We start from the raw sequence: 19477 nt of genomic DNA, 5'->3' as shown, positions 1-19477 counted from the left end.
TAATTCCACCATAAAAATCCGTTTTAGACTAATTTCCACTTTGGTCAGGCAAGTGGAAGTTACTTTGAGAAGTTACCGTATAGTATAGAGTTAAGGAACGTTGTAAATCTTCGTTCCTTTTTTATATTATTTTTGGTATAATAATAGTTATTCAAATTTTATTTAGATTATGAAAGTGTAGGGAAGTATGTCTCGTTCTATCGATTTATTAAAACATCGGTATTTGAAAAATATTAAAGAAAATCCTGAATTGTTTGTCGGGATTGAGCTGGAATATCCTGTTGTAAACTTGGAAGGGGATGCTACAGATGTTGAAGTTATCAAGTACTTATTCCGATATTTAGTTTCTGCTTTGGATTTTACTGTCGAAAAGGTTGATGATTTTGGGACTTCTATTCAGTTAGTGGAGCCAGCAAGTCAGGATGTTATTTTATTTGAAGTTTCCTATACTACGATTGAGTTTGCATTTGGTAAGGCTGAAACAATTCAAGAGGTCGAAAATCGTTTTAATAATTATATGGATGTAATTCAGAGAAAATTAGGCGAATCCAATCATGCTATCGTTGGCTGCGGTATTCATCCCAACTGGAATAAAAATGAGAATACTCCAGTTGCTTATCCACGTTATCAGATGTTAGTGGACTATTTGAATTTGAGTAGAAATATGGCTGAATCAGACTTGCATCATTTCCCTGAATATGGTGCTTTTATCTGTGGGAGTCAGGTTCAGTTGGATGTTTCAAAGTCTAACTACTTACGAGTGATTAATGCTTTTACCCAAATTGAAGGGGCTAAGGCTTATTTACTTGCCAATTCTGAGTTTTCAGGTGAGAATTGGGATACGAAAATTTCAAGGGATATTTTCTGGGAAGAATCGATGCATGGTATATATCCAGAGAATGTTGGTGTCAATGCTAGGCTCTTTAAAGATGAGGATGATTTTTTTGATTATCTAGATCATTCTGCAATTTTTACTGCGGAACGCGATGGGCAAACCTATTATTTTTATCCGATTCAGGCAAGGGACTATTTGGCTACAACTGAAATCCAAGCATATGCTCTTAATGGGGATGAGATTCTTATTTACCCTCAAGAGAAGGATTTTGAAACTCATCGTAGTTATCAGTACCAAGACTTAACGACTCGGGGTACAGTTGAGTTTCGTAGTGTGTGTACTCAACCTCTAGAGAGAACCTTCGCTTCTGCAGCTTTTCACTTAGGATTGTTGGTTAATTTAGATAAGTTAGAAGCTTACTTAGAAACAGCGACTTTCTTTAAAGAATTTGGGCGAAATTACAAGTTTTTAAGACGACAATTTTCTAAGAAAAAGCTTACAAATGAGGAAGAAACTGCGATTATTGAATTTTCCAAACACATACTCCTGCTAGCTTGCGAAGGACTGGAGATGAGAAATAAGCAAGAAACAAGCTATTTACAGCCTTTGAAAGAAGAATTGGGCCTATAATTTCTCTTATAAAAGGAGAATTTTCTGAAAAATCATGATATAATGGATGAGACTATAGATAAAGGATAGAGAGTAATGACATTAGTTTATCAATCAACGCGTGATGCCAACAATACAGTAACTGCTAGCCAAGCTATTTTGCAAGGTTTGGCGACGGATGGTGGTTTGTTTGCACCGCTTACTTATCCAAAGGTAGATTTGGACTTTGACAAATTGAAAGATGCTTCTTACCAGGAAGTTGCTAAGTTAGTTTTGTCAGCCTTTTTAGATGACTTTACAGCTGAGGAGTTGGACTACTGTATCAACAATGCCTACGATAGCAAGTTTGATATTCCAGCTATAGCGCCTTTGGTGAAATTAGACGGCCAATACAATTTGGAACTGTTCCATGGTTCAACAATTGCTTTTAAGGATATGGCCTTGTCTATTTTGCCATACTTTATGACAACAGCTGCTAAGAAGCATGGTTTGGAGAACAAGATTGTCATCTTAACAGCGACATCTGGTGATACTGGGAAAGCTGCTATGGCAGGGTTTGCGGATGTGCCTGGAACTGAGATTATCGTCTTTTATCCAAAGGATGGTGTCAGCAAGGTTCAAGAGTTGCAAATGACTACTCAGACTGGTGATAATACTCATGTTATCGCTATTGATGGTAACTTTGATGATGCTCAAACAAATGTGAAGCATATGTTTAACGATGTAGCCCTTCGTGAAAAGTTGGCTACCAATAAACTGCAATTTTCATCTGCCAACTCTATGAATATCGGTCGTTTGGTGCCACAGATTGTTTATTATGTTTATGCCTATGCTCAGTTGGTTAAGACTGGTGAGATTGTGGCTGGTGATAAGGTCAACTTCACAGTACCAACAGGAAATTTTGGAAATATCTTGGCTGCCTTTTATGCTAAGCAAATTGGTCTACCAGTTGGCAAATTAATCTGTGCTTCAAATGACAACAATGTTTTGACAGACTTTTTCAAGACACGTGTTTACGACAAGAAACGTGAGTTTAAAGTGACTACTAGTCCATCTATGGATATTTTGGTATCTTCAAACTTGGAGCGTTTGATTTTCCATCTTTTAGGTAATGATGCGGTTAAAACAGCTGAACTTATGAATGCCTTGAACAAGCAAGGACAATATGAGTTGACAGACTTTGATGCAGAGATTTTGGACCTCTTTGCAGCTGAATATGCGACTGAGGAAGAAACGGCAGCAGAAATCAAGCGTGTTTATGAGGCAGATTCTTATATCGAGGATCCACATACGGCGGTTGCCTCGGCAGTTTATAAGAAATACCAAGCGGCTACTGGCGATGTGACTAAGACAGTGATTGCTTCAACAGCGAGTCCATACAAGTTCCCAGTGGTTGCAGTAGAAGCTGTAACAGGTAAAGTAGGCTTGACTGACTTTGAAGCCTTGGCTCAATTACATGAAATTTCAGGTGTTGCAGTACCACCAGCAGTTGATGGCCTTGAAACATCTCCAGTTCGTCACAAGACAACCGTGGCAGCTACTGATATGCAAGCAGCGGTGGAGGCTTATCTAGGACTTTAAGACAGAGGGAGTAAACTCGGTTGGGAAACCAACTGAGTTTCTTTTCATCAGGAGGAGAGATTGTTTAAGAAAAATAAAGACATTCTTAATATTGCCTTGCCAGCTATGGGTGAAAACTTTTTGCAGATGCTCATGGGAATGGTGGACAGTTATTTGGTTGCTCATTTAGGATTGATAGCTATTTCAGGTGTTTCAGTAGCTGGTAATATTATCACGATTTATCAGGCGATTTTCATTGCTCTAGGGGCAGCTATTTCTAGTGTTATTTCAAAAAGTTTGGGGCAGAAGGATCAGTCTAAGCTAGCCTATCATGTGACTGAGGCGTTAAAAATTACTTTACTATTAAGTTTCATTTTAGGAGCTTTGTCTATCTTCGCTGGGCAAGAGATGATTGGACTCTTGGGAACGGAGAGAGATGTAGCTGAGAGTGGCGGACTCTATCTATCCTTGGTAGGCGGATCGATTGTTCTTTTGGGGTTCATGACGAGTCTGGGTGCTTTGATTCGTGCAACGCATAATCCACGTTTGCCTCTCTATGTGAGTCTTTTATCCAATGCCTTGAATATTCTTTTTTCAAGTCTAGCTATTTTTATTCTGGATATGGGGATAGCTGGTGTTGCTTGGGGGACAATTCTGTCTCGTTTGGTAGGTCTTGTGATTTTATGGTCGCAATTAAAGTTGCCTTTTGAGAAACCGACTTTTGGTTTAGATAAGAAACTATTGACCTTAGCTTTGCCAGCAGCTGGAGAGCGGCTTATGATGCGGGCTGGTGATGTCGTGATCATTGCCTTGGTTGTGTCTTTTGGAACGGAGGCAGTTGCTGGGAATGCAGTCGGAGAAGTCTTGACCCAGTTTAACTATATGCCTGCCTTTGGCGTCGCTACGGCAACGGTCATGCTGGTGGCCCGAGCAGTTGGAGAGGATAATTGGGAAAGAGTAGCTAATTTGAGCAAGCAAACCTTTTGGCTTTCTCTGGTCCTCATGTTCCCCTTGACCTTCAGTATCTATGCTTTGGGTATACCACTCACTCATCTCTATACGACTGATTCTTTAGCGGTGGAGGCTAGTGTTTTAGTGACACTTTTTTCACTACTTGGTACTCCTATGACGATAGGAACAGTCATCTATACAGCAGTCTGGCAGGGTTTGGGCAATGCTCGGCTTCCCTTTTATGCGACAAGTATAGGAATGTGGTGTATCCGCATTGGAACAGGATATCTGATGGGGATTGTGCTTGGTTGGGGCTTGCCCGGTATTTGGGCCGGAACCCTTTTGGATAATGGTTTTCGTTGGTTATTTCTACGTTACCGTTACCAGCGTTATATGAGCTTGAAAGGATAGGAAATGCAAAAAACAGCTTTTATTTGGGATTTAGATGGGACTTTATTGGATTCTTACGAAGCGATTTTGTCAGGAATTGAGGAAACTTTTGCTCAGTTTTCTATTCCTTATGATAAGGAGAAGGTGAGAGAGTTTATTCTCAAGTTTTCTGTGCAGGATTTGCTGGAGAAAGTTGCGGAAGAGCGAAAACTGGATGTCGAGGTGCTAAATCAGGTGCGTGCCCAGAGTCTGGCTGAGAAGAATGCTCAGGTAGTTTTGATGCCAGGTGCGCGTGATGTGCTAGCTTGGGCAGAGGAATCAGGAATTCAGCAGTTTGTTTACACTCATAAGGGAGATAATGCTTTTGCCATTCTCAGAGATTTGGGTTTGGAATCCTATTTCACAGAGATTTTAACCAGTCAGAGTGGCTTTGCGCGGAAGCCAAGTTCAGAAGCGGCTACCTATCTGATAGACAAGCATCAGTTGAATCCTGACAATACTTATTATATAGGGGATCGGACTCTGGATGTGGAATTTGCCCAGAATAGTGGGATTCAAAGCCTCAACTTTTTAGAGTCGACTTATGAAGGTAATCACAGGATTCAAGCGTTAGCAGATATTTCCCGTATTTTTGAGGCTGAGCAATAAAAAGATTGTGTCAGTTTTGTGACAGAGACCTAACAAACTATTTCAAGTAACCGAGTTTGTTACAAGGAATAGACAGTTCTATTAAATAGGCCCGAGAGGGCTTTTTTTCTGCATTTTTTGTGTTATCATAGACAGGTACTCATTTGAAAGGAATTTGAAAGAATGAAGAAAAGAATATTATTAGCCTCAACAGTAGCCTTGTCATTTGCCCCAGTATTGGCAACTCAAGCAGAAGAAGTTCTTTGGGCTGCACGTAGTGTTGAGCAAATCCAAAATGATTTGACTAAAACGGACAACAAAACAAGTTATACCGTTCAGTATGGTGATACCTTGAGCACCATTGCAGAAGCCTTGGGTGTAGATGTCACAGTTCTTGCGAATTTGAATAAAATCACTAATATGGACTTGATTTTCCCAGAAACTGTTTTGACAATGACTGTCAATGAAGCTGAAGAAGTAACAGAAGTTGAAATCCAAACTCCTCAAGCAGACTCTAGTGAAGAAGTGACAACTGCGACAGCAGATTTGACAACCAATCAAGTGACCGTAGATGATCAAACTGTTCAGGTTGCAGACCTTTCTCAACCAATTGCAGAAGCTCCAAAAGCGGTAGAAACTACAAGTACAAAAGAAGTAGCAACAAATTCAGAAGTTGCAGAGACAGTTGCTACTGTAAAAGAAGTAGCACCATCTACAAATACTTCAACGTCAGAGGAGCAAACAGCCGAGACAAGCAATGCAGTTGCAGAGGCAGCTCCTCAGGCAACAATTCCAGCTGAGAAAGAGGAAACACAAGCCAGCCCTCAAGCTGTTTCAACAGTGGAAGAAACTACAACTCCAGTAGAAGAAAAAACAACAGAAACAACTGCAACAAGTTCAGAAGAAGCAAAAGAAGCCTCATCAAATGAAGCTACAACAGCAGTTTCTACTTATCAACCAGAAGAGAAGAAAACAGTTGCAACAACTTACGCAGCTCCAGCAGCGCCCGATTATGCTGGACTTGCGGTAGCGAAATCTGAAAATGCAGGCCTTCAACCACAAACAGCTGCCTTTAAAGAAGAAATTGCTAACTTGTTTGGCATCACATCCTTTAGTGGTTACCGTCCAGGAGACAGTGGAGATCACGGAAAAGGTTTGGCTATCGACTTTATGGTACCAGAAAGCTCAGAACTAGGGGATAAGATTGCGGAATACGCTATTCAAAATATGGCTAGCCGTGGTATTAGTTATATCATCTGGAAACAACGTTTCTATGCTCCATTCGATAGTAAATATGGGCCAGCTAATACTTGGAACCCAATGCCAGACCGTGGTAGCGTGACAGAAAATCACTATGATCACGTTCACGTTTCAATGAATGGATAAACCAGACTTGGTAATATCATTTTGACGAATGAGATCTAGCTTTCATGATTGGAAGTAAGTCTCGTTCGTTTTTCTTTGTCATACTCTTCGAAAGTCTCTTCAAACCACGTCAGTTTCGCCTTGCCGTACTCAAGTATAGCCTGCGGCTAGCTTCCTAGTTTGCTCTTTGATTTTCATTGAGTATCAATATGAATGGAAATTTGAAGATTGATTAGGCTGCTTTGACCCGACATTTCAAAATTCTGGAAAAGGAAGGTTTGGTGGAGCGTCATCGCAATCCTGAAAATCAGCGAGAAGTGTTGGTAGAGGCTGCGAAGTATGCCAAGGAGCAGTTAGTGGTGAATCCCCCTCTGCAACATATCAAGGTTAAAGAAGCGATGGAAAGTATCTTAACAGAGTCTGAAAGAACAGAACTCAGCCGTTTAGTAAACAAATTGGTTTTGGGTATTGAGAATATAGAAATTTAAGGAGAAATAGATGTCAATTATTACAATCATTTTAGCAACGATTGTTGCTTTGGAGCATTTTTACATTTTTTATTTGGAAAGTATTGCAACGCAATCAGATGCGACTAGTCGTGTCTTTAACATGGACAAGGAAGAACTGGCTCGTCCGTCAGTAAGTTCATTGTTTAAAAATCAAGGGATTTATAATGCTTTGCTAGGAGTCTTTCTCTTGTATGGAATTTATTTCTCACAGAATTTAGAAATTGTGACTATTTTTGTTTTATTTGTGATTGGTGCTGCGGCTTATGGCTCTCTCACAGCAGATAAAAAAATTATTTTAAAGCAAGGCGGACCAGCTATTTTGACCTTGATTAGTATTTTTCTCTTTAAATAAACTTTAATGCCGGTCTGATCCTCTCTAGTCCTTTTCACTCCAGAATAAGGGAAATATGTTATACTTGTTTTTAAGAAAATAGTTTCATGGAATTGGTTGTAAGGAGTTAGAAATGAAAGTATTAGTGACAGGTTTTGAGCCCTTTGGAGGGGAAAAGGTTAATCCAGCCTTGGAGGCCATTAAAGGTTTACCAGCTGAAATCCATGGTGCTGAGGTCCGTTGGTTAGAAGTGCCAACAGTCTTTCACAAATCGGCCCAAGTATTGGAAGAAGAGATGAACCGTTATCAACCTGACTTTGTCCTTTGTATTGGGCAAGCAGGTGGAAGATCTAGCTTAACACCTGAACGAGTAGCCATTAACCAAGACGATGCACGCATTCCTGATAACGAAGGGAATCAACCGATTGATCTTCCCATTCGCCTAGACGGTGCTCCGGCCTACTTTAGTAGTCTGCCGATTAAAGCGATGGTTCAAGCTATAAAAAAAGAGGGATTGCCTGCCTCTGTTTCCAATACGGCAGGGACTTTTGTCTGCAATCATTTGATGTATCAGGCCCTCTATTTGGTAGAAAAGAAATTTCCACATGTTAAGGCAGGTTTTATGCACATTCCTTATATGATGGAACAGGTGGTGAATCGACCGACCACTCCAGCTATGAGTTTAGTGGATATTAGGCGAGGGATAGAAGCGGCAATCGGCGCCATTATAGAACATGGAGATGAGGACCTCAAGTTGGTAGGCGGAGAAACTCATTGATAGAAAAAAGCTTGAGGGAAAACCTTCAAGCTTTTGGACGTTTTCGAGCCAATACTGCTCGGTAAAAAATCATTTTATTAATTTGAATGTAGGGTAGGAGTGAGAAACTAGCAATTCCAAAAGTAATCCAATTGAGGAAGTACCAAGGAAGGAGTTGTAGGTCTAGAATAAAGCGCTGAAATTTGTAGCCTTTCATCAGGAAACGGCTGGTTTTTAGGATTTGTCCTGGTTTAGCTTGTCCTAAGTCTAGGGTATCACAGAGGAGAAATTCTACCTGCGAATAGGCATAGTATTGTGGGATATAGAGACTATTTCCGACAATCATCAAGAGGATACTTGCTAGAAAGTAAAGACCAAAGGTCATGAGGAAACGCTCAGTTTCAATTGACGTGAGATCCAGATTGGGAAACTCAGGATGAAGAACTACGAATTTCTTTGCTAGAAAGCTACTGTAAAAAAGAAAGTAAATTCCAAGCAAACTAGGAATACTCCATAAGAAGAGATAGAAACGTTTGAGGAGAAGAGTCAAAAAGGTTTGTGAAAAGTGCTCTTCTTTAAATAGAGTGAGACTATTTTTGACGGATAGTTCTGTATCAGGATTCTTGATGAGTTTCAGTGTTGTATAGACTGAACTGGTTAGAAGTATTGTTCCGATAAAGGAGACTAATAGAGGAAAAAGGTAGGCTTGGAATACATGACCAAACACGCTTAAAAAGGGTTGTTCTAAAACACTCTCGTTGATGCGCTCTAAGGGATTGAGGAAGCCAGACAAGATGACCAGCATGCTAGGTAAGAGATAGACGAGAAAGAGGCGGGGATTTTCAGCCTGAAATTGTCTAGCTTGCAGACGAACAGTTTTTAAATCAATTTTTCGGTATTTCATTCTCTCATTATACCATAGTTCGTGACAGTTCCTACTTTTTTTGATAAAATCATACAGTATGCCCTTGGGCACAAAGTATGAACTGGGACTGTCTTTCCCAGCTTCGGAGGTAAAAAATGTCAGATTCACCAATCAAATATCGTTTGATTAAGAAAGAAAAACACACGGGAGCTCGTCTGGGAGAAATCATCACACCCCATGGTACCTTCCCAACACCTATGTTTATGCCAGTTGGGACACAAGCCACTGTCAAAACTCAGTCGCCTGAAGAATTGAAGGAAATGGGGTCGGGAATTATCCTGTCAAACACCTATCATCTCTGGCTTCGTCCTGGAGATGAACTCATTGCACGCGCAGGCGGTCTCCATAAGTTCATGAATTGGGACCAGCCTATTTTGACAGATAGTGGTGGTTTTCAGGTTTATTCCTTAGCAGATAGTCGCAATATCACAGAAGAAGGGGTAACTTTTAAAAACCATCTCAATGGTTCTAAGATGTTCTTGTCCCCAGAAAAAGCCATCTCTATTCAGAACAATCTGGGTTCAGATATCATGATGTCCTTTGACGAATGTCCCCAGTTTTATCAACCATACGATTACGTTAAGAAATCAATCGAGCGTACCAGTCGTTGGGCTGAGCGTGGTTTGAAGGCTCACCGTCGTCCGCATGACCAAGGGTTATTTGGGATTGTGCAGGGGGCTGGATTTGAAGACCTTCGTCGACAATCGGCTCATGACCTTGTCAGCATGGACTTCCCAGGCTACTCTATCGGTGGTTTGGCAGTGGGAGAAACCCACGAAGAGATGAATGCTGTCTTGGACTTCACAACCCAACTGCTTCCTGAAAATAAACCTCGTTATCTGATGGGTGTGGGAGCGCCAGATAGCTTGATTGATGGGGTGATTCGTGGGGTGGATATGTTTGATTGTGTCTTGCCGACTCGTATCGCTCGTAATGGGACTTGTATGACCAGTCAAGGTCGTTTGGTTGTAAAAAATGCTCAGTTTGCTGAGGACTTTACGCCACTGGATCCTGAGTGTGATTGCTACACATGTAAGAACTATACACGCGCTTATCTTCGTCACCTGCTCAAGGCTGATGAAACCTTTGGTATCCGCTTGACGAGTTATCACAATCTTTACTTCTTGCTTAACCTGATGAAGCAAGTGCGACAAGCCATCATGGATGACAATCTCTTGGAATTCCGTGAGTATTTTATTGAAAAATATGGCTATAATAAATCAGGCCGTAATTTTTAAACTGGAATAGATATAAGCTAAAAATCCTAAGTTTTCTCTTGGGATTTTTCTTCTTTTTTTGATAGAATAAAGTGTATAATGAAAGGGAGAATAAACTCGTATGCGTATTAAATGGTTTTCCTTGATTAGGATTACAGGTTTACTTTTGGTACTCTTGTATCATTTCTTTCAGACAATCTTTTCTGGAGGATTTTTCGGGGTAGATGTCTTTTTCACATTTTCAGGTTTCCTGATTACAGCTCTACTCATCGAAGAATTTTCTAAAAATCATGAAATTGATTTGGTTGGATTTTTTAGGAGACGCTTTTATCGTATCGTTCCACCTGTGGTTTTGATGGTCTTGGTAACCATGCCTTTTACTTTCTTGGTTCGCCAAGACTATGTGGCTGGAATTGGGGGTCAAATTGCGGGTGTCTTAGGCTTCATGACCAACTTCTATGAACTCCTAACAGGTGGGAGTTATGAATCTCAGTTCATTCCTCATTTGTTTGTTCATAATTGGAGTCTGGCTGTTGAGGTTCACTACTATATCCTCTGGGGGTTGGCAGTTTGCTTCTTATCTAAGCAGGCTAAATCAAATGGTCAGTTGAAGGGAATGGTCTTTCTCTTATCTGCTGCTGCCTTCTTGATCAGCTTCTTCTCCATGTTTATTGGTAGTTTTCTAGTAACCTCTTATTCCTCTGTTTACTTCTCCAGTTTAACTCATGTCTATCCATTCTTTTTGGGAAGTGTGTTAGCAACTATCGTAGGCGTTCGTCAGACGACTTCCCTAGTTAAGCAGTTGGATAAAATCTGGGATTTACGAAAGACCCTTTTAGTTTTTGGAGGAGGTTTTGGCTTCTTACTCATTTTGACTTTCTTTGTCAAATTTACCTATCTCTTTGCCTATCTTATTGGCTTCTTGCTTGCCAGCCTTGCAGCCCTTGCTATGATTCTGGCGGCGCGTGTCTTACATGAAAAGACTCCTAACGTGCAGGAGCCAAAGATGATCAGCTTTTTAGCGGATACTAGCTATGCGGTTTATCTTTTCCATTGGCCTTTCTATATTATTTTCTCACAGTTGACATCAAATCTCTTTGCTGTGTTATTAACTTTGATTTTTTCTTATGGATTCGCCAGTCTTTCATTTTATGTATTGGAACCTTGGATTGCAGGAAAGAACACACCCGTTTTACAAACCCTTCGTCCCCTGCCTCATATTCACACAATCCTTGCAGCAAGTACTGGAATTTTGGCCTTCATTGTCTTCTTAGTAACTCTGTTGGCACCACAAGTGGGAGCTTTTGAGACAGACTTAACTGTCAATGGCTTGAAGCAAGCTGCAACAAATATTAACCAGACCAAGGTAATGACAGAACGAGCAGAAGCTGATAGTTTAGGAATTGCTGATGGCACTATGTTAATTGGTGATTCGGTAGCACTAAGAGCTAATACAGCCTTGCAGACAGCCCTTCCTGGAGCACAGATTAATGCACAAGTCAGCAGAACAACCAAGACCGCCAACGAAATCATGCTCAACAATAGCCAGAATAAATTTCTACCAAAGATGGTGGTTATTGCAACTGGGGTAAATAATCCTGAAAATTACAAGGAAGATTGGGATAGTATCGTGAAAAATCTTCCTAAGGGGCACCATATGGTTTTGGTGACTCCTTATGAAGGAGATAAGACAAAAGAGACCTATGCCATCGTTGAGAAGGCGGCTGCCTATATGAGAGAATTGGCAGAGAAGACTCCTTACATCACGATAGCAGATTGGAATCAAGTTGCTAAAGAGCATCCAGAGATCTGGACTGGGACAGACCAAGTCCATTTTGGAAGTGACAATAGTAAAATTGAAGCAGGAGCTAAATTGTATGCAGATACCATTGCTGCAGCCCTGCAAACAGCTCAAGACAAGCCGGTCAAATCAAAATAACTTGTATTAAAAAGAGAAGAGTTGGAGAAATCCAGCTCTTTTAAAATATCTCTAGAAAATAGGTCTATACCATTTACAAATAAAAAAGAAAGGTTTATAATGTAATTGACATAATAAATTGTAGAATCAATCTTTTGAGGAGGTTAACATTATGCCTAACTATATTAAAGCGGATCAATTTTTCTACCCACACGGAGTTCGTCGTGGAGGTTACTTGGAACTTGTGGACGGCAAGTTTGGAAAACATGTCGCGCAGATTCCTGAAGGCGCTGAGGTGATTGACTATACAGGCTATAGCATTGCTCCAGGACTTGTAGATACCCACATTCATGGATTTGGCGGTGTGGATGTTATGGATAATAATATCGAAGGAACCCTTCATACCATGAGTGAAGGACTACTTAGTACCGGTGTTACCAGTTTCTTGCCCACAACTTTAACAGCCACTTATGAGCAATTGCTTGCAGTCACTGAAAATCTTGGAAACCATTATAAAGAAGCAACAGGTGCTAAGATTCGTGGAATTTATTATGAAGGTCCATATTTCACAGAAACTTTTAAGGGGGCACAAAATCCAACTTATATGAGAGACCCGGGTGTTGAGGAGTTTCATTCTTGGCAGGATGCTGCAAAAGGGATGCTAAATAAAATCGCTATTGCACCAGAACGTGATGGGGTGGAAGATTTTGTACGTACTATTACAGGTGAAGGTGTGACAGTTGCACTTGGACACTCAGATGCGACATTTGAACAAGCTAAGAAGGCAGTCGATGCTGGAGCTAGTGTTTGGGTACATGCCTATAATGGGATGCGTGGTTTAACACACCGCGAACTCGGTATGGTAGGAGCTATGTATGAGCTCCCACATACTTACGCAGAATTGATTTGTGATGGTTATCACGTAGATCCAAAAGCTTGTGAGATTTTACTTAAGCAAAAGGGGACAGAAAACATCGCTCTTATTACGGACTGTATGACAGCTGGTGGGCTTGAAGACGGTGACTATATGTTGGGAGAATTCCCTGTTGTAGTAGCAAATGGAACTGCACGTCTCAAATCTACTGGTAATTTGGCAGGTTCTATCCTCAAACTTAAAGATGGTATGAGAAATGTAGTCGAGTGGGGTATTGCAAATCCACACGAAGCGGTCATGATGGCTAGCCTTAACCCAGCTAAATCTGTTCACATTGATGATGTCTGTGGTCAAATCCGTGAAGGCTACGACGCAGACTTTATCGTATTAGATAAAGATTTGGAATTGGTAGCAACCTATCTAGATGGTGTGAAACGTTATCAAGCATAAGAGAGAAAGCAGAAGTTAGTGACTAGCTTCTGCTTTTTTATCTATATTGCTTTACCGGTAAATAAAAAAGTTAAAAAAATCACAAAAAAACTTGAAGAAACAAACGAAAAGGCTTACAATTATATTATAAATAGTACAAATAAAAAAACGGAGGAATGCTTTATGAAAGCCTATACTTATGTTAAACCAGGACTTGCTTCTTTTGTTGACGTAGACAAACCAGTGATTCGCAAGCCAACAGACGCTATTGTGCGTATCGTAAAAACCACTATTTGTGGAACAGACCTCCATATTATCAAAGGGGATGTTCCTGCTTGCCAAAGTGGTACCATTCTTGGTCACGAAGGGATTGGGATAGTTGAAGAAGTTGGGGAAGGAGTTTCGAACTTCAAAAAAGGCGATAAGGTCTTGATTTCTTGTGTCTGTGCCTGTGGTAAATGCTACTACTGTAAAAAAGGAATTTATGCCCACTGTGAAGACGAAGGGGGATGGATTTTCGGTCACTTGATTGATGGTATGCAGGCTGAATATCTACGTGTCCCTCATGCAGATAACACTCTTTACCATACTCCAGAAGACTTGTCAGATGAAGCCTTGGTTATGCTATCAGATATTCTACCTACTGGATATGAAATTGGTGTCTTAAAAGGGAAAGTAGAACCTGGTTGCAGCGTAGCTATTATTGGTTCAGGACCAGTTGGATTGGCAGCTCTTTTGACAGCTCAATTCTATTCACCAGCTAAATTGATTATGGTGGACTTAGATGATAACCGCTTGGAAACTGCTGTATCATTTGGTGCGACTCATAAGGTTAATTCTTCAGACCCTGAAAAAGCGATTAAAGAAATTTATGATTTGACAGATGGTCGTGGTGTGGATGTTGCTATCGAAGCTGTTGGTATTCCTGCAACATTTGATTTTTGTCAAAAGATTATCGGTGTAGACGGAACAGTTGCCAACTGTGGTGTACATGGTAAACCAGTCGAATTCGATTTGGATAAACTTTGGATTCGCAACATCAATGTAACAACTGGTTTGGTATCTACAAATACAACTCCACAATTGTTGAAAGCTCTTGAAAGTCATAAGATTGAACCAGAAAAATTGGTAACTCATTATTTCAAACTAAGTGAAATTGAAAAAGCCTATGAAGTTTTCAGTAAAGCAGCAGACCACCATGCAATTAAGGTCATCATCGAAAACGATATTTCAGAAGATTAAGTAGCAAAAAGATTTTGGAACACAAGCAAATAGAAATTCAGTCATCATAAGATGGCTGGATTTTTTATCAAAAAATTAAGAAATGAGCATATTTCTTTCCTTGTTTAGCGGAATTGGTTATAATATACGGTACAAAGGAATGAATGAATATGTATCGTGTTATAGAAATGTACGGAGATTTTGAACCGTGGTGGTTCTTAGAAGGTTGGGAAGAAGATATTGTAGCAAGTAGAAAATTTGACCAGTATTATGATGCTCTCAAATACTACAAAACTTGCTGGTTTAGATTGGAACAAGAATCCCCTCTTTATAAAAGTAGAAGTGACTTGATGACTATTTTTTGGGATCCAGAAGACCAACGCTGGTGTGATGAATGTGATGAGTATTTACAACAATACCATTCTTTAGCTCTTTTGCAGGATGAGCAGGTTATCCCAGATGAAAAATTACGTCCAGGCTATGAAAAACAAACAGGTAAGGAAAGGCACCGTTCTTGCCGTATGAAATTAAAATAGAGAAAAAGTAACTTTTTGGAGTTGCTTTTTTTATTTTTCCAAATCTTTGCGAATAGTATAGGTGAGGAGGTAAGTATGGTTCAAGAAATTGCACAAGAAATCATTCGCTCGGCCCGGAAAAAAGGGGCGCAGGATATTTATTTTGTCCCTAAGCTAGACGCTTATGAGCTTCATATGAGGGTCGGAGACGAGCGCTGTAAAATCGGTTGTTATGATTTTGAAAAGTTTGCGGCCGTTATCAGTCACTTTAAGTTTGTAGCTGGTATGAATGTTGGAGAAAAGCGACGTAGTCAACTTGGTTCCTGTGATTATGCCTATGACCAGAAGATGGCGTCCCTACGTCTATCTACTGTAGGCGATTATCGAGGGCAGGAGAGTTTGGTGATTCGCTTGTTGCATGATGAGGAGCAGGATTTGCATTTTTGGTTTCAGGATATTGAAGAACTTGGCAAGCAGTATAGGCAACGTGGTCTCTATCTCTTTGCTGGTCCAGTCGGAAGTGGCAAGACGACCTTGATGCATGAATTGGCCAAGTTACTCTTTAAAGGACAGCAAGTTATGTCCATCGAAGATCCTGTAGAAATCAAGCAGGACGACATGCTTCAGTTGCAGTTGAACGAAGCAATCGGGTTGACCTATGAAAATCTCATCAAACTTTCCTTGCGTCATCGGCCAGATCTCTTGATTATCGGAGAAATTCGGGACAGCGAGACGGCGCGTGCAGTTGTTAGAGCCAGTTTGACAGGGGCGACAGTCTTTTCAACCATCCATGCCAAGAGCATTCGAGGTGTTTATGAGCGCCTGCTGGAGTTGGGTGTGAGTGAGGAGGAATTGGCAGTCGTTCTGCAAGGTGTTTGTTACCAGAGATTAATCGGGGGAGGAGGAATTGTTGACTTTGCAAACAAAGACTATCAAGAACACCAGCCAACTAGCTGGAATGAACAGATTGACCAGCTTCTTAAAGATGGACATATCACAAGTCTTCAGGCTGAAACGGAAAAAATTAGCTACAGCTAAGCAAAAAAATATCATCACCTTGTTTAACAATCTCTTTTCCAGCGGTTTTCATCTAGTGGAGACTATCTCATTTTTAGATAGGAGTGCTTTGTTGGACAAGCAGTGTGTGACCCAGATGCGTACAGGTTTGTCTCAGGGGAAATCATTCTCAGAAATGATGGAAAGTTTGGGTTTTTCAAGTGCCATTGTCACTCAGTTATCCCTAGCTGAAGTTCATGGGAATCTCCACCTTAGTTTAGGAAAGATAGAAGAGTATCTGGACAATCTGACCAAGGTCAAGAAAAAATTAATTGAAGTAGCGACCTATCCCTTGATTTTGCTGGGTTTTCTTTTCTTAATTATGCTGGGGCTACGGAACTATCTACTACCACAACTGGATAGTAGCAATATTGCCACCCAAATCATTGGAAATCTGCCACAAATTTTTCTAGGCATGGTAGGGTTTGTTTCCGTACTTGCACTTTTAGCACTCACTTTCTATAAAAGAAGTTCTAAGATGCGCGTCTTTTCTATCTTAGCACGCCTTCCCTTTCTTGGAATCTTTGTGCAGACCTATTTGACAGCCTATTATGCGCGTGAATGGGGAAATATGATTTCACAGGGAATGGAGCTGACGCAGATTTTTCAAATCATGCAGGAACAAGGTTCCCAGCTCTTTAAAGAAATCGGTCAAGATCTGGCTCAAGCCCTACAAAATGGTCAGGAATTTTCTCAGACGATAGGAACCTATCCTTTCTTTAGGAAGGAATTGAGTCTCATCATCGAGTATGGGGAAGTCAAGTCCAAGCTGGGTAGTGAGTTGGAAATTTATGCTGAAAAGACTTGGGAAGCCTTTTTTACCCGAGTCAACCGCACCATGAATCTGGTGCAGCCACTGGTCTTTATCTTTGTGGCACTGATTATCGTTTTACTTTATGCGGCAATGCTCATGCCCATGTATCAAAATATGGAGGTAAATTTTTAACATGAAAAAAATGATGACATTATTGAAAAAAGCGAAGGTTAAAGCTTTCACACTTATTGAGATGTTGGTTGTCTTGCTCATTATCAGTGTGCTTCTCTTGCTCTTTGTACCTAATTTGACCAAGCAAAAAGAAGCAGTCAATGACAAAGGAAAAGCTGCTGTTGTTAAGGTGGTGGAAAGCCAGGCAGAGCTTTATAGTTTAGCTAAAAATGAAGAGGCTAGCCTAAGCAAGTTACAAGCAGATGGGCGAATCACAGAAGAGCAGGCTAAAGCCTATAGAGAATACCATGTTAAACAAGGTACCAGTCAAAGTGTTTCAGATTAAGGCCTTTACCATGCTGGAAAGTCTCTTGGTTTTGAGTCTTGTGAGTATCCTTGCCTTGGGATTGTCTGGCTCTGTTCAGTCCACTTTTGCGGCGGTAGAAGAACAGATTTTCTTTATGGAGTTTGAAGAACTCTATCGGGAAACTCAAAAACGCAGTGTAGCCAGTCAGCAAAAGACTAGTCTAAACTTAGATGGGCAGACGATTAGCAATGGTAGTCAAAAGTTGACAGTTCCTAAAGGAATTCAGGCACCATCAGGCCAAAGTATCACATTTGACCGAGCTGGGGGCAATTCGTCCCTGGCTAAGGTTGAATTTCAGACCGGTAAAGGAACGATTCGCTATCAATTATATCTAGGAAATGGAAAAATTAAACGCATTCAGGAAACAAAAAATTAGGGCAGTGATTTTACTGGAAGCAGTAGTCGCTCTAGCTATCTTTGCTGGTATTGTAACTCTTCTTTTGGGGCAAATTCAAAAAAATAGGCAAGAAGAAGCAAAAATCTTGCAAAAGGAAGAAGTCTTGAGGGTAGCTAAGATGGCCTTGCAGACAGGTCAAAATCAGGTAAACATAAACGGAGTTGAGATTCAGGTGTTTTCTAGTGAAAAAGGATTGGAGGTCTACCATGGTTCAGAACAGTTGTTGGCAATCAAAGAGCCATAAGGTCAAGGCTTTTACCTTGTTGGAATCCCTAATTGCCCTCATTGTTATCAGTGGAAGTTTACTCCTCTTTCAAGCCATGAGTCAGCTCCTTATTTCAGAAGTTCGCTACCAGCAACAAAGCGAGCAAAAGGAGTGGCTCTTGTTTGTGGACCAGCTGGAGTCAGAATTAGACCGTTCGCAATTCGAAAAAGTAGAAGGTAATCACATTTATATGAAGCAGGATGGCAAGGATATCGCTATAGGTAAGTCTAAATCGGATGATTTTCGGAAAACCGATGCCAGTGGACGAGGTTATCAACCCATGGTTTATGGCCTCAAATCTGTACAGATTACAGAGGACAATCAACTGGTGCGTTTTCGTTTCCAGTTCCAAAAAGGCTTAGAAAGGGAGTTCATCTATCGTGTGGAAAAAGCAAAAAGTTAAGGCAGGTGTTCTCCTCTATGCAGTCACCGTGGCAGCCATCTTTAGTCTTTTGTTACAATTTTACTTGAACAGACAAGTCGCCCACTATCAAGACTATGCTTTGAATAAAGAAAAGCTGATTGCTTTTGCTATGGCCAAGCGAACCAAAGATAAGGTTGATAAGGAAAGTGGGGAACAGGCCTTTAATCTGGGCCAGGTAAGTTATCAAAACAAGAAAGCAAGCTTGACAACAGTGGTTCGTACGCCTAAGAGCCAATATGAGTTCCTATTTCCTTCAGTCAAAATCAAAGAAGAGAAAACAGATAAAAAGGAAGAGGTAGCGACCGATTCAAGCGAAAAAGTGGAGAAGAAAAAATCAGAAGAGAAGCTTGAAAAGAAAGAGAATTTCTAGTCAATTCAGCTACTTTGTGCTAAACTAAAAATATGAGACATAATTTTAACCACAAAGCGGAAACTTTCGATTCCCCTAAAAATATCTTTCTTGCAAACTTGGTATGTCAAGCAGTCGAGAAACAGATTGATCTTCTATCAGACAAAGAAATTTTGGATTTCGGTGGAGGGACGGGTCTGTTAACCTTGCCCCTATCCAAGCAGGCCAAGTCTGTAACATTGGTGGATATTTCGGAGAAAATGCTGGAACAAGCTCGTTTGAAAGCGGAGCAGCAAGACATCAAGAATATCCAGTTTTTGGAACAAGATTTACTGAAAAATCCCTTAGAGCAAGAGTTTGATCTCATTGTTGTTTGTCGTGTTCTTCATCATATGCCTGATTTGGATGCGGCTCTCTCACTGTTTCATCAACATTTGAAGGAAGATGGACAACTCCTACTTGCTGATTTTACCAAGACAGAGGCTAACCATCATGGATTTGAATTGGTTGAACTGGAAAACAGGCTAGCCCAGTTTGGTTTTTCATCTGTACATAGTCAGATCCTCTATAGCGCTGAAGACCTGTTTCAAGGAAATTACTCAGAACTCTTTTTAACAGTAGCCCAAAAATCACTCGCTTAATCAGGGAGTGATTTTTCTAT

The 19477-nt window shown here is 40.6% G+C and carries 21 protein-coding genes and 1 pseudogene; 21 read left to right on the top strand and 1 reads right to left on the bottom strand.

The genetic code is table 11. The features are described from left to right. The first annotated feature begins 187 nt into the window (after nt 1-187). From M1F55_RS08325 to pcp, 8 genes and pseudogenes are all read left to right on the top strand, one after another. Entirely contained in the window at nt 188-1465 is a 1278-nt protein-coding gene (locus tag M1F55_RS08325; protein ID WP_247947659.1) for a glutamate-cysteine ligase family protein, read from the top strand. A 75-nt stretch (nt 1466-1540) separates the two neighbouring features. Beyond that, on the top strand, nt 1541-3025 hold the full coding sequence (gene thrC / locus M1F55_RS08320; protein WP_247947658.1) for a threonine synthase: 1485 nt from the start codon (nt 1541-1543) through the stop codon (nt 3023-3025). Between the two features lie 60 nt (nt 3026-3085). Beyond that, a complete protein-coding gene (locus M1F55_RS08315) occupies nt 3086-4366 on the top strand; it encodes an MATE family efflux transporter (protein WP_000473986.1) in 1281 nt (426 codons plus the stop codon). A 3-nt stretch (nt 4367-4369) separates the two neighbouring features. Further along, the gene (locus M1F55_RS08310; RefSeq protein ID WP_247947657.1) at nt 4370-4993 is read left to right on the top strand and encodes an HAD family hydrolase; all 624 of its coding nucleotides are present in this window, start codon (nt 4370-4372) and stop codon (nt 4991-4993) included. Nucleotides 4994-5155: 162 nt separating this feature from the next. Further along, on the top strand, nt 5156-6358 hold the full coding sequence (locus tag M1F55_RS08305) for a LysM peptidoglycan-binding domain-containing protein (protein ID WP_247947656.1): 1203 nt from the start codon (nt 5156-5158) through the stop codon (nt 6356-6358). Nucleotides 6359-6573: 215 nt separating this feature from the next. Further along, nucleotides 6574-6825: pseudogene (locus M1F55_RS08300) on the top strand (MarR family transcriptional regulator); the annotation flags it as partial. A 10-nt stretch (nt 6826-6835) separates the two neighbouring features. Then, nucleotides 6836-7198: a DUF1304 domain-containing protein gene (locus tag M1F55_RS08295; protein WP_050243373.1), complete on the top strand. Its 363-nt coding sequence runs from the start codon at nt 6836-6838 to the stop codon at nt 7196-7198. A 112-nt stretch (nt 7199-7310) separates the two neighbouring features. Beyond that, nucleotides 7311-7955 (top strand): pyroglutamyl-peptidase I, encoded by a 645-nt coding sequence (pcp, locus tag M1F55_RS08290; protein WP_247947654.1) that lies wholly within the window; start codon nt 7311-7313, stop codon nt 7953-7955. Between the two features lie 25 nt (nt 7956-7980). Here pcp and M1F55_RS08285 read toward each other — a convergent pair whose 3' ends face one another. After that, on the bottom strand, nt 7981-8838 hold the full coding sequence (locus M1F55_RS08285; RefSeq protein ID WP_247947653.1) for a DUF975 family protein: 858 nt from the start codon (nt 8836-8838) through the stop codon (nt 7981-7983). A 116-nt stretch (nt 8839-8954) separates the two neighbouring features. Here M1F55_RS08285 and tgt point away from each other — a divergent pair, with 116 nt between their 5' ends. The 13 genes from tgt (at nt 8955) to M1F55_RS08220 (ending at nt 19457) form a co-directional block, all read left to right on the top strand. After that, nucleotides 8955-10097 carry a tRNA guanosine(34) transglycosylase Tgt gene (tgt, locus tag M1F55_RS08280; protein WP_020903627.1) on the top strand — a complete coding sequence of 381 codons (1143 nt, stop codon included), beginning with the start codon at nt 8955-8957 and terminating at the stop codon, nt 10095-10097. A gap of 100 nt (nt 10098-10197) precedes the next feature. Further along, nucleotides 10198-12015 (top strand): acyltransferase family protein, encoded by a 1818-nt coding sequence (locus M1F55_RS08275; RefSeq protein WP_247947652.1) that lies wholly within the window; start codon nt 10198-10200, stop codon nt 12013-12015. A gap of 151 nt (nt 12016-12166) precedes the next feature. Further along, nucleotides 12167-13318, top strand: coding sequence for an N-acetylglucosamine-6-phosphate deacetylase (nagA, locus tag M1F55_RS08270; protein WP_247947651.1), 1152 nt, complete (start codon nt 12167-12169; stop codon nt 13316-13318). 162 nt (nt 13319-13480) lie between these two features. After that, a complete protein-coding gene (locus tag M1F55_RS08265; protein WP_049515771.1) occupies nt 13481-14539 on the top strand; it encodes a zinc-dependent alcohol dehydrogenase family protein in 1059 nt (352 codons plus the stop codon). Between the two features lie 149 nt (nt 14540-14688). After that, a complete protein-coding gene (locus tag M1F55_RS08260; protein ID WP_000286413.1) occupies nt 14689-15054 on the top strand; it encodes a DUF1033 family protein in 366 nt (121 codons plus the stop codon). Between the two features lie 75 nt (nt 15055-15129). Beyond that, the gene (gene comGA / locus M1F55_RS08255) at nt 15130-16071 is read left to right on the top strand and encodes a competence type IV pilus ATPase ComGA (protein ID WP_049515752.1); all 942 of its coding nucleotides are present in this window, start codon (nt 15130-15132) and stop codon (nt 16069-16071) included. Beyond that, entirely contained in the window at nt 16019-17035 is a 1017-nt protein-coding gene (gene comGB, locus M1F55_RS08250) for a competence type IV pilus assembly protein ComGB (RefSeq protein ID WP_080977731.1), read from the top strand. The genes comGA and comGB overlap by 53 nt, the downstream gene beginning before the upstream one ends. Before the next feature lies 1 nt (nt 17036). Beyond that, on the top strand, nt 17037-17360 hold the full coding sequence (gene comGC, locus M1F55_RS08245; protein ID WP_049515754.1) for a competence type IV pilus major pilin ComGC: 324 nt from the start codon (nt 17037-17039) through the stop codon (nt 17358-17360). Further along, the gene (gene comGD, locus M1F55_RS08240; protein WP_049515755.1) at nt 17323-17757 is read left to right on the top strand and encodes a competence type IV pilus minor pilin ComGD; all 435 of its coding nucleotides are present in this window, start codon (nt 17323-17325) and stop codon (nt 17755-17757) included. The genes comGC and comGD overlap by 38 nt, the downstream gene beginning before the upstream one ends. Further along, nucleotides 17720-18022 carry a competence type IV pilus minor pilin ComGE gene (gene comGE, locus M1F55_RS08235; RefSeq protein WP_275043341.1) on the top strand — a complete coding sequence of 101 codons (303 nt, stop codon included), beginning with the start codon at nt 17720-17722 and terminating at the stop codon, nt 18020-18022. Before comGD ends, comGE begins: the two co-directional genes overlap by 38 nt. Then, on the top strand, nt 17985-18446 hold the full coding sequence (comGF, locus tag M1F55_RS08230) for a competence type IV pilus minor pilin ComGF (RefSeq protein WP_049515757.1): 462 nt from the start codon (nt 17985-17987) through the stop codon (nt 18444-18446). The genes comGE and comGF overlap by 38 nt, the downstream gene beginning before the upstream one ends. Then, nucleotides 18424-18837 (top strand): competence type IV pilus minor pilin ComGG, encoded by a 414-nt coding sequence (comGG, locus tag M1F55_RS08225; protein ID WP_049515758.1) that lies wholly within the window; start codon nt 18424-18426, stop codon nt 18835-18837. Before comGF ends, comGG begins: the two co-directional genes overlap by 23 nt. 32 nt (nt 18838-18869) lie before the next feature. Next, the gene (locus M1F55_RS08220; RefSeq protein WP_247947650.1) at nt 18870-19457 is read left to right on the top strand and encodes a class I SAM-dependent methyltransferase; all 588 of its coding nucleotides are present in this window, start codon (nt 18870-18872) and stop codon (nt 19455-19457) included. Nucleotides 19458-19477 lie beyond the last annotated feature (20 nt).

The organism is Streptococcus mitis, assembly GCF_023109235.1.
GTDB lineage: Bacteria > Bacillota > Bacilli > Lactobacillales > Streptococcaceae > Streptococcus > Streptococcus mitis_DA.
The sequence above is the reverse complement of the archived record's forward strand: the minus strand, read 5'-3'. Positions and strand labels throughout refer to the sequence as shown.